The following is a 15,213-nucleotide window of genomic DNA, read 5'->3' as shown; positions in this document are numbered from 1 at the left end:
GCAGGTCACCTCGCCGGAGGAGAAGGCCGTCTACGCGGGCTTCATCGGCGCCGGGGTCTTCATCCTGGTCACCGTCGTCGTGGCCGTACGGGGACGACGCGGGTGGTGGACGATGGTGCCGGCCGGTGGGGGTGGTCGCCTGTCTGGCGGTGGCCGTCACCGGCGCGATCCTCTCGTCCGTGCTGCCGCTGCCCGCGTCGCAGGGAGGTCAGGTCGACGCCACGATCGACGGCGTCAGCAATCCGTACTCCTCTGTCGGGCGCCAGCTGACCGAATACTCACGCCCACCCGCCACGCTGGCCATAAAGTCCTCCACGCTCCGCGCGGGGGAGACCGACGATCTGCGGCTGACCCTGACCGACGCCTCCACGGGCCTGCCCGCCGACGACCTCGTCGTCCACGACGGAGCCCTGATGCATCTGTTGGTCGTCGGTCCTTCGGGGCAGCTCTGGCATCTCCATCCGGTCAGGACCGGGCCCGGCACGTACGAGGTGCCGTTGACCCTTCCCGAGGCAGGCCATTACGCGGTCTCCGCCGAGTTCGCACGGGTGGGGGGCGGCGTCCAGCAAAACCGCTCCGCCACCGGCATCGACGCGGTGGCCGGCACCACCAAGACCAAGGCCACCGCCGTATCAGCCCATTCGGGACCCGGTTCGCAGACCGTCGATGGCGTGCGGGTACGGCTGACCGCGTCCTCGCTGACCGTGGGGAAGGCTGCCGTCCTCACCGCCCGGGTCGGCACCGACGCGACCCTGCAGCCCTGGCTCGGCATGGTCGGGCACCTGATCATCGTCGGGCCGGTGTCCTCCCGGCCGACGGCGGTGGGGGCGGCGACGCAGAACGCCGAGGTGTGGGCCCACTCCCACTCCATGGGCTCCGTCGCGGACGACATGGCGGGCATGGACATGAACTCCGACACCGACATGAGCTCGATGAGCGGCCTGACCTCCGTCAACGGCGACAGCACCGCCGACGAGACGGTCGCCGCGTACGGCCCCGAGGTGTCCTTCGTCTACACCTTCCCGACCGCAGGCTATTACCGGATCTGGATCCAGGCCGAACGGGACAACACCGTCCTGACGATCCCGTATCTGCTGCACGTCACCGACGCCGCGGAGGCCACACGATGACGCGGCGTACCCGCCGGGCCCTCATGGCCGCGGCCGTCCTGGCGACCGTCATGGTCACCGTGCTGACGCTTCGGTGGATGGCGTCATCCGGTACGACCGATTCCGCATCTGCCGGCGCGACGCTCACCAGCGGCACCGCCACCGATGCGGTGACGCTGACGATCGACGAACCCGCGGTCGGCACCACCGCGATCGACGTCCGCCTCACGCCCCGCGCGAGCACCACGACCACCGGGTCCGCAACGCCGGTCGTCACCGTCTCCGCGGTACTGCCCACCGTGGGCCACGCGGTGCCCGACTTCACCGCCGTACGCACCGCGGACAACCGCTACCACGTTGCCGGACTCCCGCTGATGATGACCGGCCGCTGGGAGCTCCTGGTCGACATCGACACCGGCGACCGCCACGACCGGCTCGTCTTCCCGCTCACGATTTCCCGCTGATCCTCGGAACCTCCCCGAAAGGCATACCGATGGACTCCGTCCCCGCAGCGACGCTGCCCGGCTCCGCTCGACCACTCCCGTCAACCCGCCCCCTGGCCGGTCAACTGCCCAGTGCGGCAGGGGCGTTCACCGTCCTGATCGGCACCCTGACCTCGCTGATCGGTATCAGCTGGGACGTCGAGTGGCATGTCGACGTCGGCCCGGACACCTTCTTCACGCTCTCCCACCTGATGCTGTACTCCGGCAGCGCCCTCGCCGGCATCGCCAGCCTGGTGATGGTGCTGCGCTCCACCTTCGCGCAGCGCGCCGGACGCCCCGCGGACCCCGGCGTCGGCGGCAGCCCCGTCCGGGTCCTGCGCGGAACGTTCACCGCGCCCCTGGGTTACCTCGTCGCCGGAACCGGCGCAGCGCTGTTCCTCCTGTACGGCTTGATGGACCTGTGGTGGCACTCCCTGTACGGCTTCGACGCCGTACTCAACTCCCCTCCACACGTTGCCCTGTTCATCTCCATCAGCCTGACCATGGTCGGCAGCATCATCGTCTTCGCCGCAGCCCGGGAGCAGCTGTGGGGGCGTATCGGGCTGATCGTCAGTACGCCGGTTCTGATCACGTTCTGCCCCCTGACCACCTACGCCTTCCAGGGACTGTCCCAGACCATTGATCCCCAGCTCGCGGGCAACGTCTTCTTCTCCGTCTGCCTGCTGATCATGGGAGCGTTGACCCTGCGCCGCAGGGGAGTCGCGCTGTCCATCGCGGCGGTCCTCGGCGTCATGCAGGTGTTCTTGTGGTGGTTCTCGCCGTGGGCGGCGAAGGCGTACGCCGGGTACGTCGGGCTGCCGCTGCGGGACAACCTGATGGACATGGCGCCCGTGCTGCCCTCCGGCATCCCCATGTTCATGATCGGCGTGGCCGTGGTGATCGAGGCGTTGCTGTGGGTCGGCCGCAGGCAGGGCTGGTCGGCCCGTTGGATGCCGCAGGTCGTCGGCGCCGTCGGCGGGGTGCTCGTCAGCCTCTCCCTGCTGCTGCAGACCTCCCTGGTCAGCGGAGGCGGCGGGGGCGGAGGAGGTGGTGGTGGCGGAGGTGGTCCGATGGGCCAGTCCGGCACGTCCGCGACCACGCTGCTCACCGACGCCGTTCTCGGCCTGGTCTTCGGCACGCTGGCCGGCTACCTCGGCTCCCGCTTCACCGTCCTGCTGCACCTCAACACGGCGGCTGCGCAACCCACGAACCCCACTGCTCCGGAAGGTCGCTGACCGATGCGCCCTCAGACACGTAGCCCCCGCCGGACGCTGAGGCGCCGCGCCCGGGCCCTGCTCCTCGCCCTGTGCGCGGTGGCCGGCACGCTCTTCGTCTCGGCCCCGTCCGCCCAGGCGTACGCACCGGTCGACATCGTTCACACCGAGAAGGTGAAGGTCGGTCCCTACAACCTGACGGTGGGCTTCTCCAAGTGGCCGCTGCGGGCCACACAGTCCCTGGACTTCACGTTCGCCCCCGACGGAGGCATCAAGGACAAGTCCGGCACCCTTTCCATGACCGCCCCGGGCCAGCAGGCCGACGGTATGCGAGGCGGGGGAGGCGGCGGAGGCGGCATGGGAGGCCAGCTGGCGCGTCACCCGCGCAAGCTGTCGGTCTGGGGCCTGGACGTCCAGTCCCTGTCCACGGCGGGCCGATGGAGCATTACCTTCACCATCAACGGCCCCCAGGGACAGGGCACGGGCACGCTGAAGAACATCACCGTCCTGGAACAACCCGGACCGCCCCTGGCCCTCAGCTGGAGTGTGTGCGCCCTCCCGGTCGGCGGCCTGATCGTCTTCCTGACCGTGGCCTGGCGGCGCCACCGGCCCTCTCGACGGATCGCGGCACTGCTGCTGTGACGAGCACCAGGGTGCGGCCGGGCCTCCGACGGGGTCACCCCCGTCGGAGGAGGCGTCCCAGATGTGGGCCGCCGACAGGTCGTTGACGACCTTGTCGGGGTCGGTGGCGTAGTTCCCTCCGCCCGCTCCCAAGAGGGCTTCCGCTTCTCCGACCGGCTCGACTCCGGCACGGAACTGCCCCCGTCTCCTGACGGCGCTCTGCCTTCCGTCTGCTCCCGTTGCGGTGCGCGGGCGCGAGGTCTCGCGGCGGTATCGGCGAGTTGGCCGTCCGTCGGCCGATCGCCTGGCTCTCCTGGTGCAGCGCCCACCGGGCCGGTGATCGAAAAGTTTCGCTTCCCTGTACTCGGTCAGGTGGCGTTGCTTTGATGTGACCGCTGTTGCCCAAGCGGACTCCAGCGCACGCGACAAAGACTGAGGAGTTCACAGGTGCTATCCACCGAGGCCAGGATCCCGGAATCGCTCCGGTTCGGCGCGGGGCACGCGGTGCTCGACCCGGTGACGGGCGCGCCGACGCAATTCCTGGACGACCTGGCACCGGTACGGCGGTTTCTGCTCGACCAGGCCACCACCCCTTGGCACTCACTGGAGCATCAGTGGGGGTCAGGACACCTGGTGACGGACAGGGGAGCCGCCCGCTGGCTCGCGCCTGCCGAACTGCGTGCGGCGGACGACACCGTCGAGGCGGTGCACGCACCCCTGCCCGGGATCCGAGTCGAGGTGCGGCGTTCCGTCGACGGGACCGTGCTGCGTGAGTCCTACACCGTCGTCAACAGCGCCGACGAGCCGCTCGCCGTCACGAGCCTCGGCATTCAGACTCCGTTCGCAGACTGGTACCGCGACGCGCAGACCTCGCTCGAACAGGCCGTGCACGCCCACGTCTTCACCGGAGGCACGTGGGCGTGGGCGCTGGCTCAGCCGATGTCCGGCGAGGAGCGCTGCCTGGGGTTGATCGTGCGGGAGGGGGCGGTACGGGGGTACTCGGTCGAGTCCCGCAACCAGGCGTCGCTGTCGGACGTCCGCGGCCACCTGGTCCTCCAGGTCACCGACCACGCCCGCAACTCGGACGCGTTCGGCGGGCAACCGGTGCTGCGTCTGGCGCCGGGGGAATCGACGTCGGTGGCCTGGGAGTTGGGTTGGCACGAGTCCATCGACGCCTTCATCGCCGCCACCCGGCCACCGGCCGTGTTCTCCGCATACGCCGCCGAGACCGGGACCCCGATCGTCGTCGAGGCGACGTCGGTCAGCAGCCCGGACCCGGAGGTGAAGGTCGAGCGGGAGACGGAGGGACGCTATCGCGTCGAGGCATCCGCGCACGGCACACGCACCCTGGAGATCGGCGATGGCGCCCGCACCGAGATTCTCTTCCACCTTCCCCTGGAGGAGGTCGTTCGCCGCCGCGTCGCCTACATCACCCGCCACCAGCGGGCAACGGGCCGTCCGGGGCTGCTCGCGCACGCCTTCGTCCCCGTGAACACCCGCACCGGACTGACCAGTGCCACCAACGGCTGGTCGGACTGGACGGACGGTTCCGAGCGCATCGCGATGCCGCTGCTGCTCCAGGCCGCCGTCGCCCACGGCCTAGCCGACGCGGCGGAGATCGACCCCCTCCTGGACGGCTGGTCCCGCTTCGCGGTGCGTCATCTGCTCGACGAGACCGACGCCCCGCGGCGCGGATCCCAGAGCTGGCACATCGAACCGCGGCTCTACGACATGCCGTGGCTGGCCCGCTTCTTCCTCGACCGGCACCGGACGCACGACCGGGAAGAGGACCTCGAGCGCGCCGCCCGCATCATCGAGCGCCGCTTCGACCTGGGCGGTTCCGCCCATCTGTCCATCGACGTGTCCCCGGCGACGGCGGCCGTCTGCGACAGCCTCGAGGCCGCCGGTCAGACCTCCCGTGCCGGACGACTGCGCGACCGATTGGTCGACAGCGCCCGGGAGTTCGTCCGTATGGGGCGGCGGCTGCCCGCCCACGAGGTCAACTACGAGCAGGCGATCGTCGCTCCGCTGCTGGACCTTCTCAGCGACGCGTACACCCTGACCGGCGAGGCCCTCTTCCACGACGCCATCGAGGAGCGCCTGCCCTGGCTGCTGGCGTTCGGCGGCCCCCAGCCGCACGCCCGGCTGCACGGCATCGCGATCCGGCACTGGGACGGCTACTGGTTCGGCGAGAACAGGCTCTGGGGCGACGTCTTCCCGCATTACTGGAGCGTTCTGACCGCCACGACGCTGCTGCGTCTGCCGGCCACCTTGCGCACCGGTGACACCGACCGGCTCGCCGAGGCCATCATGCGCGCCAACATGGCCAACTACGACGAGGACGGCTCGGCCACCTGCGCCTTCGTCATGCCCTCCACCGTCGACGGACGCGCCGCCCATACCGCCGACCCCCTCGCCAACGACCAGGACTGGCACCTGCTCCTGTGGCTCCGCCACCACGGTGCAGGATGACATCGGGGGCATGACGCACGGTACGGCTGCTGCATCTCCGACGCCCGGCGCGCCGGGAACCGCACATGACGGTCTCCGAGGTGCCGACGACGTCGTTGAGGAGACCGTCCTGCGCGCCGTGAACGGCGTGTCCGACCTGCACGGTCCGGCAGATGCGCACCTGGGGGCAGCACGGCCGTACCGGCCCGCTCACCGAACTCCGGGTCGGGGCAGCGCGTGGAAACGGTTGCCGCTGCTGTGGGACAGGGGCGCATCGGTGTGTTCCGCCACATCCTCGACGGTCACACCGGGAGCCGTCTCGACGAGCGCGAGTCCGTCGTCCGTGATGTCGAGGACGGCAAGGTCGGTGATGATCCGGTGGACGCAGCGTTCGCCGGTGAGCGGCAGTGTGCACTCCCGGACGATCTTGGGGCTGCCGTCCTTGGCGGTGTGTTCCATCAGGACGATGACGCGGCGGGCGCCGTGGACGAGGTCCATCGCGCCGCCCATGCCCTTGACCATCTTGCCGGGGATCATCCAGTTGGCCAGGTCCCCCCGCTCCGACACCTGCATCGCGCCGAGCACGGCGGTGTCGATGTGGCCGCCCCGGATCATGCCGAAGGACAGGGCGGAGTCGAAGAACGAGGCACCCGGGAGCACGGTGACGGTCTCTTTGCCCGCGTTGATGAGATCCGGGTCGACCTCGGCTTCCGTGGGGTAGGGGCCGGTGCCGAGGATGCCGTTCTCGGAGTGCAGGACGACCTGGACGCCCGGCGGGAGATGGCCTGGGATCAGGGTGGGCAGGCCGATGCCGAGGTTGACGTAGGAGCCGTCGGTGAGTTCGGCGGCGGCGCGGGCGGCCATCTGGTCGCGGGTCCAGCTCATGCTCGTACGGTCCTCTTCTCGATGCGCTTGTCGTCGGCCTGACCGGCCGTCAACTCCACCACCCGCTGGACGAAGATGCCGGGGACGTGCACCTCGTCGGGGCTCAACTCGCCCGGCTCCAGCAGCTCTTCGACCTCGGCGACGGTGATCCCGCCGGCCATGGCCGCCAGAGGGTTGAAGTTCGCGGCGGCCTTGCGGAACACCAGGTTGCCGTGGCGGTCGCCGCGCCAGGCCCGTACGAGGGCGAAGTCGGTGGTGATGCCGTGCTCCAGGACGTGCGGGCGGCCCCGGAAGGTGCGGATCTCCTTAGGCGGCGAGGTGACGGCCACCGAGCCGTCGGACGCGTAACGCCAGGGCAGGCCGCCGCCCGCGACCTGGGTGCCCACACCGGCCGGGGTGTAGAAGGCGGGGATGCCCGCGCCGCCGGCCCGCAGGCGTTCGGCGAGGGTGCCCTGCGGGGTGAGTTCGACCTCCAGTTCACCGGCCAGGTACTGGCGGGCGAACTCCTTGTTCTCGCCCACGTAGGAGCCGGTGACGCGGGCGATCCGGCCAGCGGCGAGCAGGACGCCCAGGCCGCGGCCGTTCACGCCGCAGTTGTTGGAGACGACCTCCAGACCGGACGCGCCCTGCTCGTACAGGGCGCGGACCAGTACCTCGGGTACACCGCTGAGACCGAACCCGCCGACGGCCAGTGAGGCACCGGACGGGATGTCGGCGACGGCCTCTGCGGCGCTGCCGCGGACCTTGTTCACGACTGAGTTCCTTTCAGGGAGTGGCGCCGGGCAGGACCGTCGACCAGCCGCCGTGGACGACGAGGTTGGCGCCCGTGATGTACGACGCCTCGTCGGAAGCGAGAAAGACGGCCGCGTTGACCACGTCGTCCGGTGTGCCGGTGCGGGAGCCGTCCGTGTCGATCATTCCGGGGCTGACGCAGTTGGCGCGGATGCCGTACGGGGCGCCCTCGGCGGCCAGTTGCCGGGTCAGTGCGATCACGCCGCCCTTGGACGCGGAGTGCGCGGTGCGCTGGTTGGTGAGCGAACCGGTCAGACCGGCGGTGGAGCCGACGGTCAGGACGCAGCCGTGACTGTCGATCAGGTGCGGCCAGGCCGCCCGGACGGTCAGCCACACCGAGTCGAGTTCGGCGCGCAGGGTGAAGACGAAGTCCTCGTACGGCTGGTCGGCGATGCCTCCGAAGCGGACCGCGCCGGCGTTGGCGTACACGATGTCGATACCGCCGAAGGCGTCGACGGCCTCAGCGACCCAGGAGCGCACCGACGGCTCGTCGGTGACATCCAGGGGGCCGGGTGTGAGGACCGTGCCGCCCTCGCGGGCGATCAGCCTTTGCGTCTCGACGGCCTCCTCGTGCAGCAGGTCACCGCCGACCACGAGTGCGCCCTCGGCGGCGAACCGCAGGGCTGCGGCCCGGCCCTGACCGCGTGCCGTGCCGGAGATCAGGGCGACCTTGCCCTCCAGGCGTTTCATGAGGCTGCCTCGCGCAGTGCGTCGGAGACCGACTTGGTCCCGCCGTGCGCGGTGAGCCCACCGTCGACGGGGATGTCGGCCCCGGTGATGAACGACGACTCGTCCGACAGCAGGAACACCACCAGCGGAGCGACCTCGTCGGTGGTCCCGGTACGGCCGAGCGGGGTCTCGCGGACGTTGGCCTCGCGGAACGCGGGGGCGGCCGAGGCGGTCATCTCGGTCTCGATGTAGCCGGGGTGGATCGTGTTGACGCGGATGCCGCGCGGGCCGAGTTCCAGCGCGGCCGTCCTGGACAGCCCCCGCAGACCCCACTTGCTCGCGGTGTAGGCGATGGGGTAGTGGGCGGTGAGGGCCGCCGAGGAGCCGACGTTCACGACGGACGAGCCGGCCGGCATGAGCGGCGCGAGGTGCTGGATGCCGAGGAGCGGCCCGGTGACGTTGACGGCGTGGACCCGGGCGAAGTCCTCGGCCCGGACGTCGCCGAGGCGGGCGCGCCAGGTGATGCCGGCGTTGTTGACCAGGCCGTGCACCTGCCCGTACGACTCCCTGAGTTCGGCGGCGAGCGCCGCCCAGTCCTCTGTGCTCGTGACGTCCAGCCGACGGCAGTCAGGGGCCTCGATCACGTCGGTGGCGATCACCCGGGCGCCCTCCCGGGTGAGGGCCTCCGCCTCGGCGGCGCCCTGTCCACGGGCCGCACCCGTGACCACGACGACCTTGCCGAGCAGCCTCTTGGGGTGCAGGTCGCTCACGGCCGCTCCCGGGACCGGCGCCGGCCGGTGGGCAGCGGCACCGGGGCGGTGCCGGGGACGATCGTGTTGGACACGGTGCCGATCCCTTCCACCGTGAGGGCGACGGTGTCGCCGGGCTTGAGGGGCGGCGGGGTCTGTTCGCCGCGCAGGCCCCACAGTTCGGCGAGGCAGCCGCCGTTGCCGCAGGTGCCGGAGCCGAGGACGTCACCCGGGTGCACCCAGGTGCCGCGGGAGGCGTAGGCGACCATCTCCTCGAACGTCCAGCTCATGTTGGAGAGCAGATCCGTGCCGACCGTCTCACCGTTCACCGAGGCGGTGAGGGCGAGGCGCAGGAAACCGTCGGTGTCCCGGTACGGTTCCAGCTCGTCGGCGGTGACCAGGTAGGGGCCGAGGGTGGTCGCGGTGTCCTTGCCCTTGCACGGGCCGAGGCCGACCCGCATCTCCGCGGACTGGAGGTCGCGGGCCGACCAGTCGTTGAAGACGGTGTAACCGACGATGTGGTCGCGGGCCCGCTCGGGGGTGAGGTCGCGGCCCTCCTTGCCGATCACGGCGGCGACTTCGAGCTCGAAGTCGAGCACGCCCGACCCGGGCGGGACGGGGATGTCGTCGTGCGGCCCGTAGATCGCGTGCGGGTTGGTGAAGTAGAACGTCGGCGCGGCGTACCACTGCTCCGGTACGCCGGCGGTGCCGTCCACGGAACGTCGTACGCCCTCGACGTGCTCCTCGAAGGTGACGAAGTCCCTTACGGACACGGGCTGGAGAGGTGGTAGCAGCCGCACTTCCGACGCGTGCGGGCCGGGCGGCACGTCCAGCGCGGCGGCGCCCGCGGTGAGCAGGGCGGGAAGACTGCCGCATTCCGACAGCAGGGCGGTGAGCGAGGAGACGCCGGGCAGCGGCAGCAGGGTGCCGTCGTCGTGCACGACGGCCACGCGACGGCGGTGGTGGTGTTCGTAGGCGGCGAAACGCATGGTGCGGCTCCGGGCAGGAGGGCCCGGGAGCGCGGCGGTGGTGAGTCAGGGCAAGTGACAGGGCCGGCCGCGCTCCCGGGAGCGGGGGTGGGATCAGACCGGCGGGGCGACGAAGACGCCGCGGTCGACGTCGTTGAACGACTCCTTGGCGATCAGCTCGTTCATCGGGTTCGCGGTGCCCCACTGGTCGGTGACCTCGGGCTGGGAGAAGTCGTAGACGTGCGGGTGCCAGGTGTCCTCGTCGAGGAGCTCCAGCTCGGTGGTGTACTCGACGGTATTGCCGTGCGGGTCGAGGAAGTAGGTGAAGGTGTTGTCGCCCGCCATGTGCCGGCCCGGACCCCAGATCTTCCGGTGACCGGCACGGATGACCCGGCCGGAGCCGCGCATGTACTCGTCGATGCCGCGCATCTCGAACGAGATGTGGTGCAGCGCGGTGTGCGGGCCCTTGGCCAACGCCATCGAGTGGTGCTGGTTGCTGATCCGCATGAAGTGCATGACCTCGCCCATGTGCGGGGAGCTGAGCGTGTCGGAGAGCCGGAAGCCCAGGTGCTCCTCGTACCACTGCCGGGTGCGGTCCAGGTCGGGGGAGTTGAGGACGACGTGGGACAGCTTGACCGGGATCGCCTCCTTCTCCTCGATCTTGCGGTGCTGCCGGACCTGGACGTCGGCGGAGACCTCGATGGTGCGGCCGTCGACGTCGAAGAAGCGGAAACCGTAGCCGCCTCCGGGGGTGTCGACCTTGCCCGGCTGGGAGATCAACTGCACGCCCCCGGCGAGGAGTTGCTCGGCGAGCGTGTCGACGTCGGCGGCGGAGGCCGCGCCGTAGGAGACGAGGTCGAGGCGCTTCTCCTCGGCCTTGCGCAGCCGTACGACGTACTGCTCCGGGGAGCCTTCGGCGGCGAGGAAGGAGATCCCGGAGTCCTCGGAGACCTTGGTCAGGCCCCAGACGCCGGCGTAGAAGTCGAGCTGCTTGTCGTAGTCGGGCACGGCGAGGTCGACGTGCCGGAGGTGGGTGAGCAGACGCATGGTGTCAGTCCTTCCGGAGGAGGGCGGCGGCGTTGCCGCCCCGTACGGCGTCGAAGTCGGCGTCGGGCAGCCGGGCGGCGCGCAGCGCGCCGAGGGGGTCCTCGGTGCCCATGTCGAAGGGGAAGTCGGAGCCGAGCAGCACCCGGTCGGCCCCGGCGACACGGACCAGCTCCCGCAGGACGTGCGGGTCGTGGACGAGGGAGTCGAAGTACAGCCGCTTGAGGTAGCTGCTGGGCAGGTGGGCGCAGCCGGCCCCGGCGTCGGAGCGGGCCTGCCAGGCGTGGTCGGAGCGGCCGATGTGGGTGGGCAGATAGCCGCCACCGTGGGCCGCGATCAGCTTGAGGTCCGGGTGGCGGTCCAGGACGCCGGAGAAGATCAGGTGGGAGAGCGCGACGGCGTTCTCCGTGGGCTGGCCCACGGTGTTGGACAGGTACCAGCGGTCGAGCCGTTCGTCGAGCGTGCAGCCGAAGGGGTGCAGGAAGACGATCGCGTCCGTCTCCTCGGCCCGGGTCCAGAAGGCTTCGTACGCCGGGTCGGACAGTTCCCGCCCCGGTGCGTGGCTGGAGATCTCGACGCCCAACAGGCCCTGGTCCATCGCGTGTTCGAGGGCGCGCACAGCCTGTTGCGGGTGTTGCAGCGGTACGAGGCCCAGGCCGCGCAGCCGGTCGGGCGCTGCGGAACAGTGGGCCGCCGTCGCCTCGTTGGCGAGCCGGTACAGCTTTTCAGCCGTCTCCTCGTCGGTCCAGTAGTGGTAGTGCGAGGGGGAGGGGCTGACCAGCTGGACGTCCACGCCCTGCGCGTCCATCGCGGCGAGCCGTACGGCGGGGTCGGTCAGGCGCGGGATCCGTTCGCGGACCATGGGCCCGCTGACGGCGAGTGCCGCCGGGCCGTTGCGCCGGGCGTCCAGCGCCTTCGCCTCCGCCAGTCCCGGCAGCTCGGCCACCAGTGCCTCGACCTCGGGCAGCAGGACGTGGGCGTGGACGTCCACGGTGGGAGTGATGGTCACGGAAGTTCCCGCAGCATCGTCATGGTGCGGCCCATCAGGCCGGGGACGTCGGCGTCACGGACACCGTCGAGCTGCCACTGCCCGATCTGCACGGACGCCTCCACGACCGGTCGGACGCGGGTCACTCGCCGCTCGTAGTACGCCTGGAATAGTGCGTCGTCCCAGCTCTCGGACGCGGTGAGCAGTTGGGTGAGCACCCACGCGTCCTCCAGGGACAGGGCCGCGCCCTGCGCAAGTGTGGGCGGGCAGCAGTGCGCGGCGTCACCGATGAGCACCACCCGGCCGCGGTGCCAGGAGCCCTCCACCAGCAGCCGGTCGAACCAGGTGTAGTTGACCTTCGCCGGGTCGGTGATGTGCTGGGTGATCTCCGGCCAGAAGCCGCCGTAGGCGGAGGCCAGCCGACGCATCTCGTCGGCGTACGTCTCCGGCGGGATGGAGGCGCGGTCGCGGTTGGCCTCGACGACGTACGCGTAGATCGTGGTGTTGCTGGTGGGGCAGTACCCGGCGATGTAGGCGGGGCCGCCGTAGGCGAGGTCGGTGCGGATCACTCCGGCCGGGCGCGGGGCGGCGATGCGCCAGATGGCCATGCCGGTCGGCTCGGGCTTGTCGCCGATGCCGATCGCCGCGCGGGTCGACGAGGCGAGGCCGTCGGCTGCGATGACCAGGTCGTAGCGGCCCTGGCTGCCGTCCGAGAACCGTATCGCCACCCCGTCGGTGTCCTGGCCGAGGATCTCGGCGGTCGTGCCGAGTCGCACGGTGGCGCCACTGGCCCGGACGGCGTCGATCAGGATCTGCTGGAGCTGGGGGCGCTGCATGCCGAGGGTGGCGGGCAGATCGTCACCGCCGGTGCGCAGGTCCCGGGCAACGTGCAGGACGGTGCCGTCGGGAGTGGTGATGCCGACGGAGCCGAAACCGAAGCCGGACGCCTTGACCTGGTCCCAGACGCCGAGTTCACGCAGGACGCGCAGGGCGTTGCCCTGGAGGGTGATTCCGGAGCCGGCGGTGGCGTTCCAGTCGTCCTTGGCCTCGATCAGGTCCACCCTGAGGCCGGCGCGACGTAGAAAGACAGTCGCGGCGTTGCCTGCGGCGCCACCGCCGATCACCAGGACTGTGCGGGGGTTGCTCATGGGGGAACTCCCTTGTTCCGTGCGTTACTTGACCGCGATCGGGTTGACGGGTGAGCCGACCGCGCCGGTGATGGGCAGTGGTGCGGCGGTGAGCCAGAACGCGTACGCGCCGTCGCGTGCACAGTCCTCGGCGAGGGCGTCCAGGTCCCACATCTCACCGATCAGCAGGCCGATGTTGGGGATGGCGACCTGGTGCAGGGGCTGGAAGGCGTGGTCGAATTCATTGGGGCGGACCTCGAAACCCCAGGTGTCGGTGGCGATCGCGGCGATCTCGGTCCGGTGCAACCAGCCGGCCGTGGTGAACGACAGACCGGGCGCCTGGCCGCCGGCGTAGTCGCCCCAGCCGTCGCGCCGGACGCGGGCGAGCTGTCCGGTCCGTACGAGGACGATGTCACCGCGTCCCACGGTCACCCCGTGGGCCTCGGCGGTCGCGGTGAGGTGCTCCTCGGTGATCGCGAAACCGTCCGGCAACTCGCCCGCGGTGCCGCAGACCTGACCGACGTCCAGCAGGACCCCGCGCCCAGCGACGTGGGGCGCCATGTGCTCGATGCCGGTGACGAGGTCGCCGTCGGAGGTGACGACCTTCTCGGCGGGGCGGCCGTTCCAGGCCTTGCCGTGGTCGAAGATGTGCCCGAGCCCGTCCCACTGGGTGGAGCACTGGAGCGGCATCGCGATCACGTCGTCGGCGCCGCCGATGCCGTGCGGAAAACCCTGGGCGCCGAGGGCGGCGTCGGTGCCGGTGTCCAGCATGGTGTGGACGGGGTTGGTGCGGCGCCGCCAGCCCTTCTGCGGGCCGTTCATGTCGAACGACTGCGACAGCGAGAAGCTGACGCCTCGCCGGATCAGGGCCGCGCCCTCGCGGCGCTTGTCCTCCGTGAGGAAGTTCAGGGTGCCGAGCCGGTCGTCCTCGCCCCAACGCCCCCAGTTGGAGTACGCCTTGGCGGCCTCGGCGATCGAGCCCTCGGGGTCGTTGCGGTTCATGCGGAGCCCTCCGCGACACATCGGGTGCGCTGGCGCCCGAGCCCGGTGACGGTGCCCTCCATGACGTCGCCGTCGCGCAGCAGCCGGCCCCAGTGCATGCCGTTGCCGGCCGGGGAGCCGGTGAGGACCAGGTCGCCGGGGAGCAGGCGGGCGGTCTGCGAGGCGTAGGACACCATGCGGGCGACCTTGAAGATCATGTCCTTGGTCGACTCGTCCTGCATGGTCTCGCCGTTGAGCTTCAGCGTGACGCGCAGGTCGTCCGGGTTCGCGATGGACTCGGCGGGGACGATCCACGGGCCGAGCGGGGTGAAGCCGGGCGCGTTCTTGCTGCGCAGCCAGTCGGTGCCGATGGCCTTCATGTCCCGGCGGAACACGGTGGCCCGGTCGGTAAGGTCGTTGGCGATCGTGTAACCGGCGATGTACTCGGCCGCGTCCTCCACCGGCACCTGGTAGGCCGGCTTGCCGATGACGACCGCCAACTCCAGTTCCCAGTCGGGCTGTTCGGCCCATCCGGGCAGGACGACGTCGTCGTACGGGCCGGTGATCGCGCTCGGCAGGCCGATGAAGACGTACGGCAGGTCCTCGGCGGCCCGCCGGTCCATGATCTCCGCGGCCTCCGCGCGGCGCTCGCTCTCCGGCCGGTCGTCGTCGGGGGCGCGGTGGGCGACGTGCAGGTCGATGACGTGCTGCCGGTAGTTCGCGCCCGACTGGAACACCTGGCGCGGCGCGACGGGTGCGTGCACGCGCAGGTCCGTGACGGGCGTACGGGCGAGGCCGGTGTCGGACGCGAGGGCGCGCAGCCGCGGCAGGACCGTGTCCCAGCGGTCCAGCACGTCCAGGACGGTCAGCCGGTCGTCGCCGAAGGTGTCCCGCAGATCGAGGGCCTGGCCGTCGGCGGTGACCAGGGCGGGGAACTCCGGCCCGTCAGGGGTCGAGAGGGTGGCGAGGGCGAACGGCCCGGCAAAGAGAGCGGACGCGGGTTCGGGTTTCACGGACATGTCCTCCTGATTGCGGTGGGACTAATCTGGACCCGCCCCCCGTGATCAGGGAAATCGATTCTGTGGATGATCGGCATCCATCGTGTTTATTCTCCTTCTCCGCCGCCCACCGCA

The 15,213-nt window shown here is 70.7% G+C and carries 15 protein-coding genes; 5 read left to right on the top strand and 10 right to left on the bottom strand.

The window, feature by feature from the left end; all coding sequences use genetic code 11:
• The first annotated feature begins 125 nt into the window (after positions 1 to 125).
• The 5 genes from OG885_RS02035 to OG885_RS02015 all read left to right on the top strand — a co-directional run bounded on the left by OG885_RS02035 (position 126) and on the right by OG885_RS02015 (position 5,898).
• A complete protein-coding gene (locus OG885_RS02035; RefSeq protein ID WP_405724949.1) occupies positions 126 to 1,130 on the top strand; it encodes a hypothetical protein in 1,005 nt (334 codons plus the stop codon).
• The gene (locus OG885_RS02030; protein ID WP_405724946.1) at positions 1,127 to 1,573 is read left to right on the top strand and encodes a hypothetical protein; all 447 of its coding nucleotides are present in this window, start codon (positions 1,127 to 1,129) and stop codon (positions 1,571 to 1,573) included. Before OG885_RS02035 ends, OG885_RS02030 begins: the two co-directional genes overlap by 4 nt.
• 29 nt (positions 1,574 to 1,602) lie before the next feature.
• The gene (locus OG885_RS02025; protein WP_405724943.1) at positions 1,603 to 2,826 is read left to right on the top strand and encodes a hypothetical protein; all 1,224 of its coding nucleotides are present in this window, start codon (positions 1,603 to 1,605) and stop codon (positions 2,824 to 2,826) included.
• Positions 2,827 to 2,829: 3 nt separating this feature from the next.
• Positions 2,830 to 3,447, top strand: coding sequence for a hypothetical protein (locus tag OG885_RS02020; RefSeq protein ID WP_405724940.1), 618 nt, complete (start codon positions 2,830 to 2,832; stop codon positions 3,445 to 3,447).
• Between the two features lie 426 nt (positions 3,448 to 3,873).
• Positions 3,874 to 5,898, top strand: coding sequence for a hypothetical protein (locus OG885_RS02015; protein WP_405724937.1), 2,025 nt, complete (start codon positions 3,874 to 3,876; stop codon positions 5,896 to 5,898).
• A gap of 189 nt (positions 5,899 to 6,087) precedes the next feature.
• Here OG885_RS02015 and OG885_RS02010 read toward each other — a convergent pair whose 3' ends face one another.
• From OG885_RS02010 to OG885_RS01965, 10 genes are all read right to left on the bottom strand, one after another.
• Entirely contained in the window at positions 6,088 to 6,762 is a 675-nt protein-coding gene (locus tag OG885_RS02010) for a CoA transferase subunit B (RefSeq protein ID WP_405724934.1), read from the bottom strand.
• Positions 6,759 to 7,514 carry a CoA transferase subunit A gene (locus OG885_RS02005; protein ID WP_405724931.1) on the bottom strand — a complete coding sequence of 252 codons (756 nt, stop codon included), beginning with the start codon at positions 7,512 to 7,514 and terminating at the stop codon, positions 6,759 to 6,761. Before OG885_RS02005 ends, OG885_RS02010 begins: the two co-directional genes overlap by 4 nt.
• Positions 7,515 to 7,527: 13 nt before the next feature.
• Positions 7,528 to 8,244 (bottom strand): SDR family NAD(P)-dependent oxidoreductase, encoded by a 717-nt coding sequence (locus tag OG885_RS02000; protein ID WP_405724928.1) that lies wholly within the window; start codon positions 8,242 to 8,244, stop codon positions 7,528 to 7,530.
• On the bottom strand, positions 8,241 to 8,993 hold the full coding sequence (locus OG885_RS01995) for an SDR family NAD(P)-dependent oxidoreductase (RefSeq protein WP_405724925.1): 753 nt from the start codon (positions 8,991 to 8,993) through the stop codon (positions 8,241 to 8,243). The genes OG885_RS02000 and OG885_RS01995 overlap by 4 nt, the downstream gene beginning before the upstream one ends.
• On the bottom strand, positions 8,990 to 9,961 hold the full coding sequence (locus tag OG885_RS01990) for a fumarylacetoacetate hydrolase family protein (protein ID WP_405724922.1): 972 nt from the start codon (positions 9,959 to 9,961) through the stop codon (positions 8,990 to 8,992). Before OG885_RS01990 ends, OG885_RS01995 begins: the two co-directional genes overlap by 4 nt.
• A 93-nt stretch (positions 9,962 to 10,054) precedes the next feature.
• Positions 10,055 to 10,987 (bottom strand): VOC family protein, encoded by a 933-nt coding sequence (locus tag OG885_RS01985; RefSeq protein ID WP_405724919.1) that lies wholly within the window; start codon positions 10,985 to 10,987, stop codon positions 10,055 to 10,057.
• Between the two features lie 4 nt (positions 10,988 to 10,991).
• The gene (locus OG885_RS01980; protein ID WP_405724916.1) at positions 10,992 to 11,993 is read right to left on the bottom strand and encodes an amidohydrolase family protein; all 1,002 of its coding nucleotides are present in this window, start codon (positions 11,991 to 11,993) and stop codon (positions 10,992 to 10,994) included.
• Positions 11,990 to 13,120 (bottom strand): FAD-dependent oxidoreductase, encoded by a 1,131-nt coding sequence (locus tag OG885_RS01975; RefSeq protein WP_405724913.1) that lies wholly within the window; start codon positions 13,118 to 13,120, stop codon positions 11,990 to 11,992. The genes OG885_RS01980 and OG885_RS01975 overlap by 4 nt, the downstream gene beginning before the upstream one ends.
• A gap of 24 nt (positions 13,121 to 13,144) precedes the next feature.
• On the bottom strand, positions 13,145 to 14,101 hold the full coding sequence (locus OG885_RS01970; RefSeq protein WP_405724910.1) for a cyclase family protein: 957 nt from the start codon (positions 14,099 to 14,101) through the stop codon (positions 13,145 to 13,147).
• Positions 14,098 to 15,099, bottom strand: a complete 1,002-nt coding sequence (locus OG885_RS01965; RefSeq protein WP_405724907.1) for a fumarylacetoacetate hydrolase family protein — start codon at positions 15,097 to 15,099, stop codon at positions 14,098 to 14,100. The genes OG885_RS01970 and OG885_RS01965 overlap by 4 nt, the downstream gene beginning before the upstream one ends.
• Positions 15,100 to 15,213: the final 114 nt, after the last annotated feature.

It is taken from the genome of Streptomyces sp. NBC_00028 (assembly GCF_045041065.1).
Lineage (GTDB): Bacteria > Actinomycetota > Actinomycetes > Streptomycetales > Streptomycetaceae > Streptomyces.
This window is presented reverse-complemented; position numbering and strand designations above follow the sequence as displayed.

Coding starts and splice junctions, on each gene's coding strand:
- OG885_RS02030 (WP_405724946.1), top strand. CDS start 1,127: ATGACGCGGCGTACCCGCCGGGCCCTCATGGCCGCGGCCGTCCTGGCG.
- OG885_RS02025 (WP_405724943.1), top strand. CDS start 1,603: ATGGACTCCGTCCCCGCAGCGACGCTGCCCGGCTCCGCTCGACCACTC.
- OG885_RS02020 (WP_405724940.1), top strand. CDS start 2,830: ATGCGCCCTCAGACACGTAGCCCCCGCCGGACGCTGAGGCGCCGCGCC.
- OG885_RS02010 (WP_405724934.1), bottom strand. CDS start 6,762: ATGAGCTGGACCCGCGACCAGATGGCCGCCCGCGCCGCCGCCGAACTC.
- OG885_RS02000 (WP_405724928.1), bottom strand. CDS start 8,244: ATGAAACGCCTGGAGGGCAAGGTCGCCCTGATCTCCGGCACGGCACGC.
- OG885_RS01990 (WP_405724922.1), bottom strand. CDS start 9,961: ATGCGTTTCGCCGCCTACGAACACCACCACCGCCGTCGCGTGGCCGTC.
- OG885_RS01985 (WP_405724919.1), bottom strand. CDS start 10,987: ATGCGTCTGCTCACCCACCTCCGGCACGTCGACCTCGCCGTGCCCGAC.
- OG885_RS01975 (WP_405724913.1), bottom strand. CDS start 13,120: ATGAGCAACCCCCGCACAGTCCTGGTGATCGGCGGTGGCGCCGCAGGC.
- OG885_RS01970 (WP_405724910.1), bottom strand. CDS start 14,101: ATGAACCGCAACGACCCCGAGGGCTCGATCGCCGAGGCCGCCAAGGCG.
- OG885_RS01965 (WP_405724907.1), bottom strand. CDS start 15,099: ATGTCCGTGAAACCCGAACCCGCGTCCGCTCTCTTTGCCGGGCCGTTC.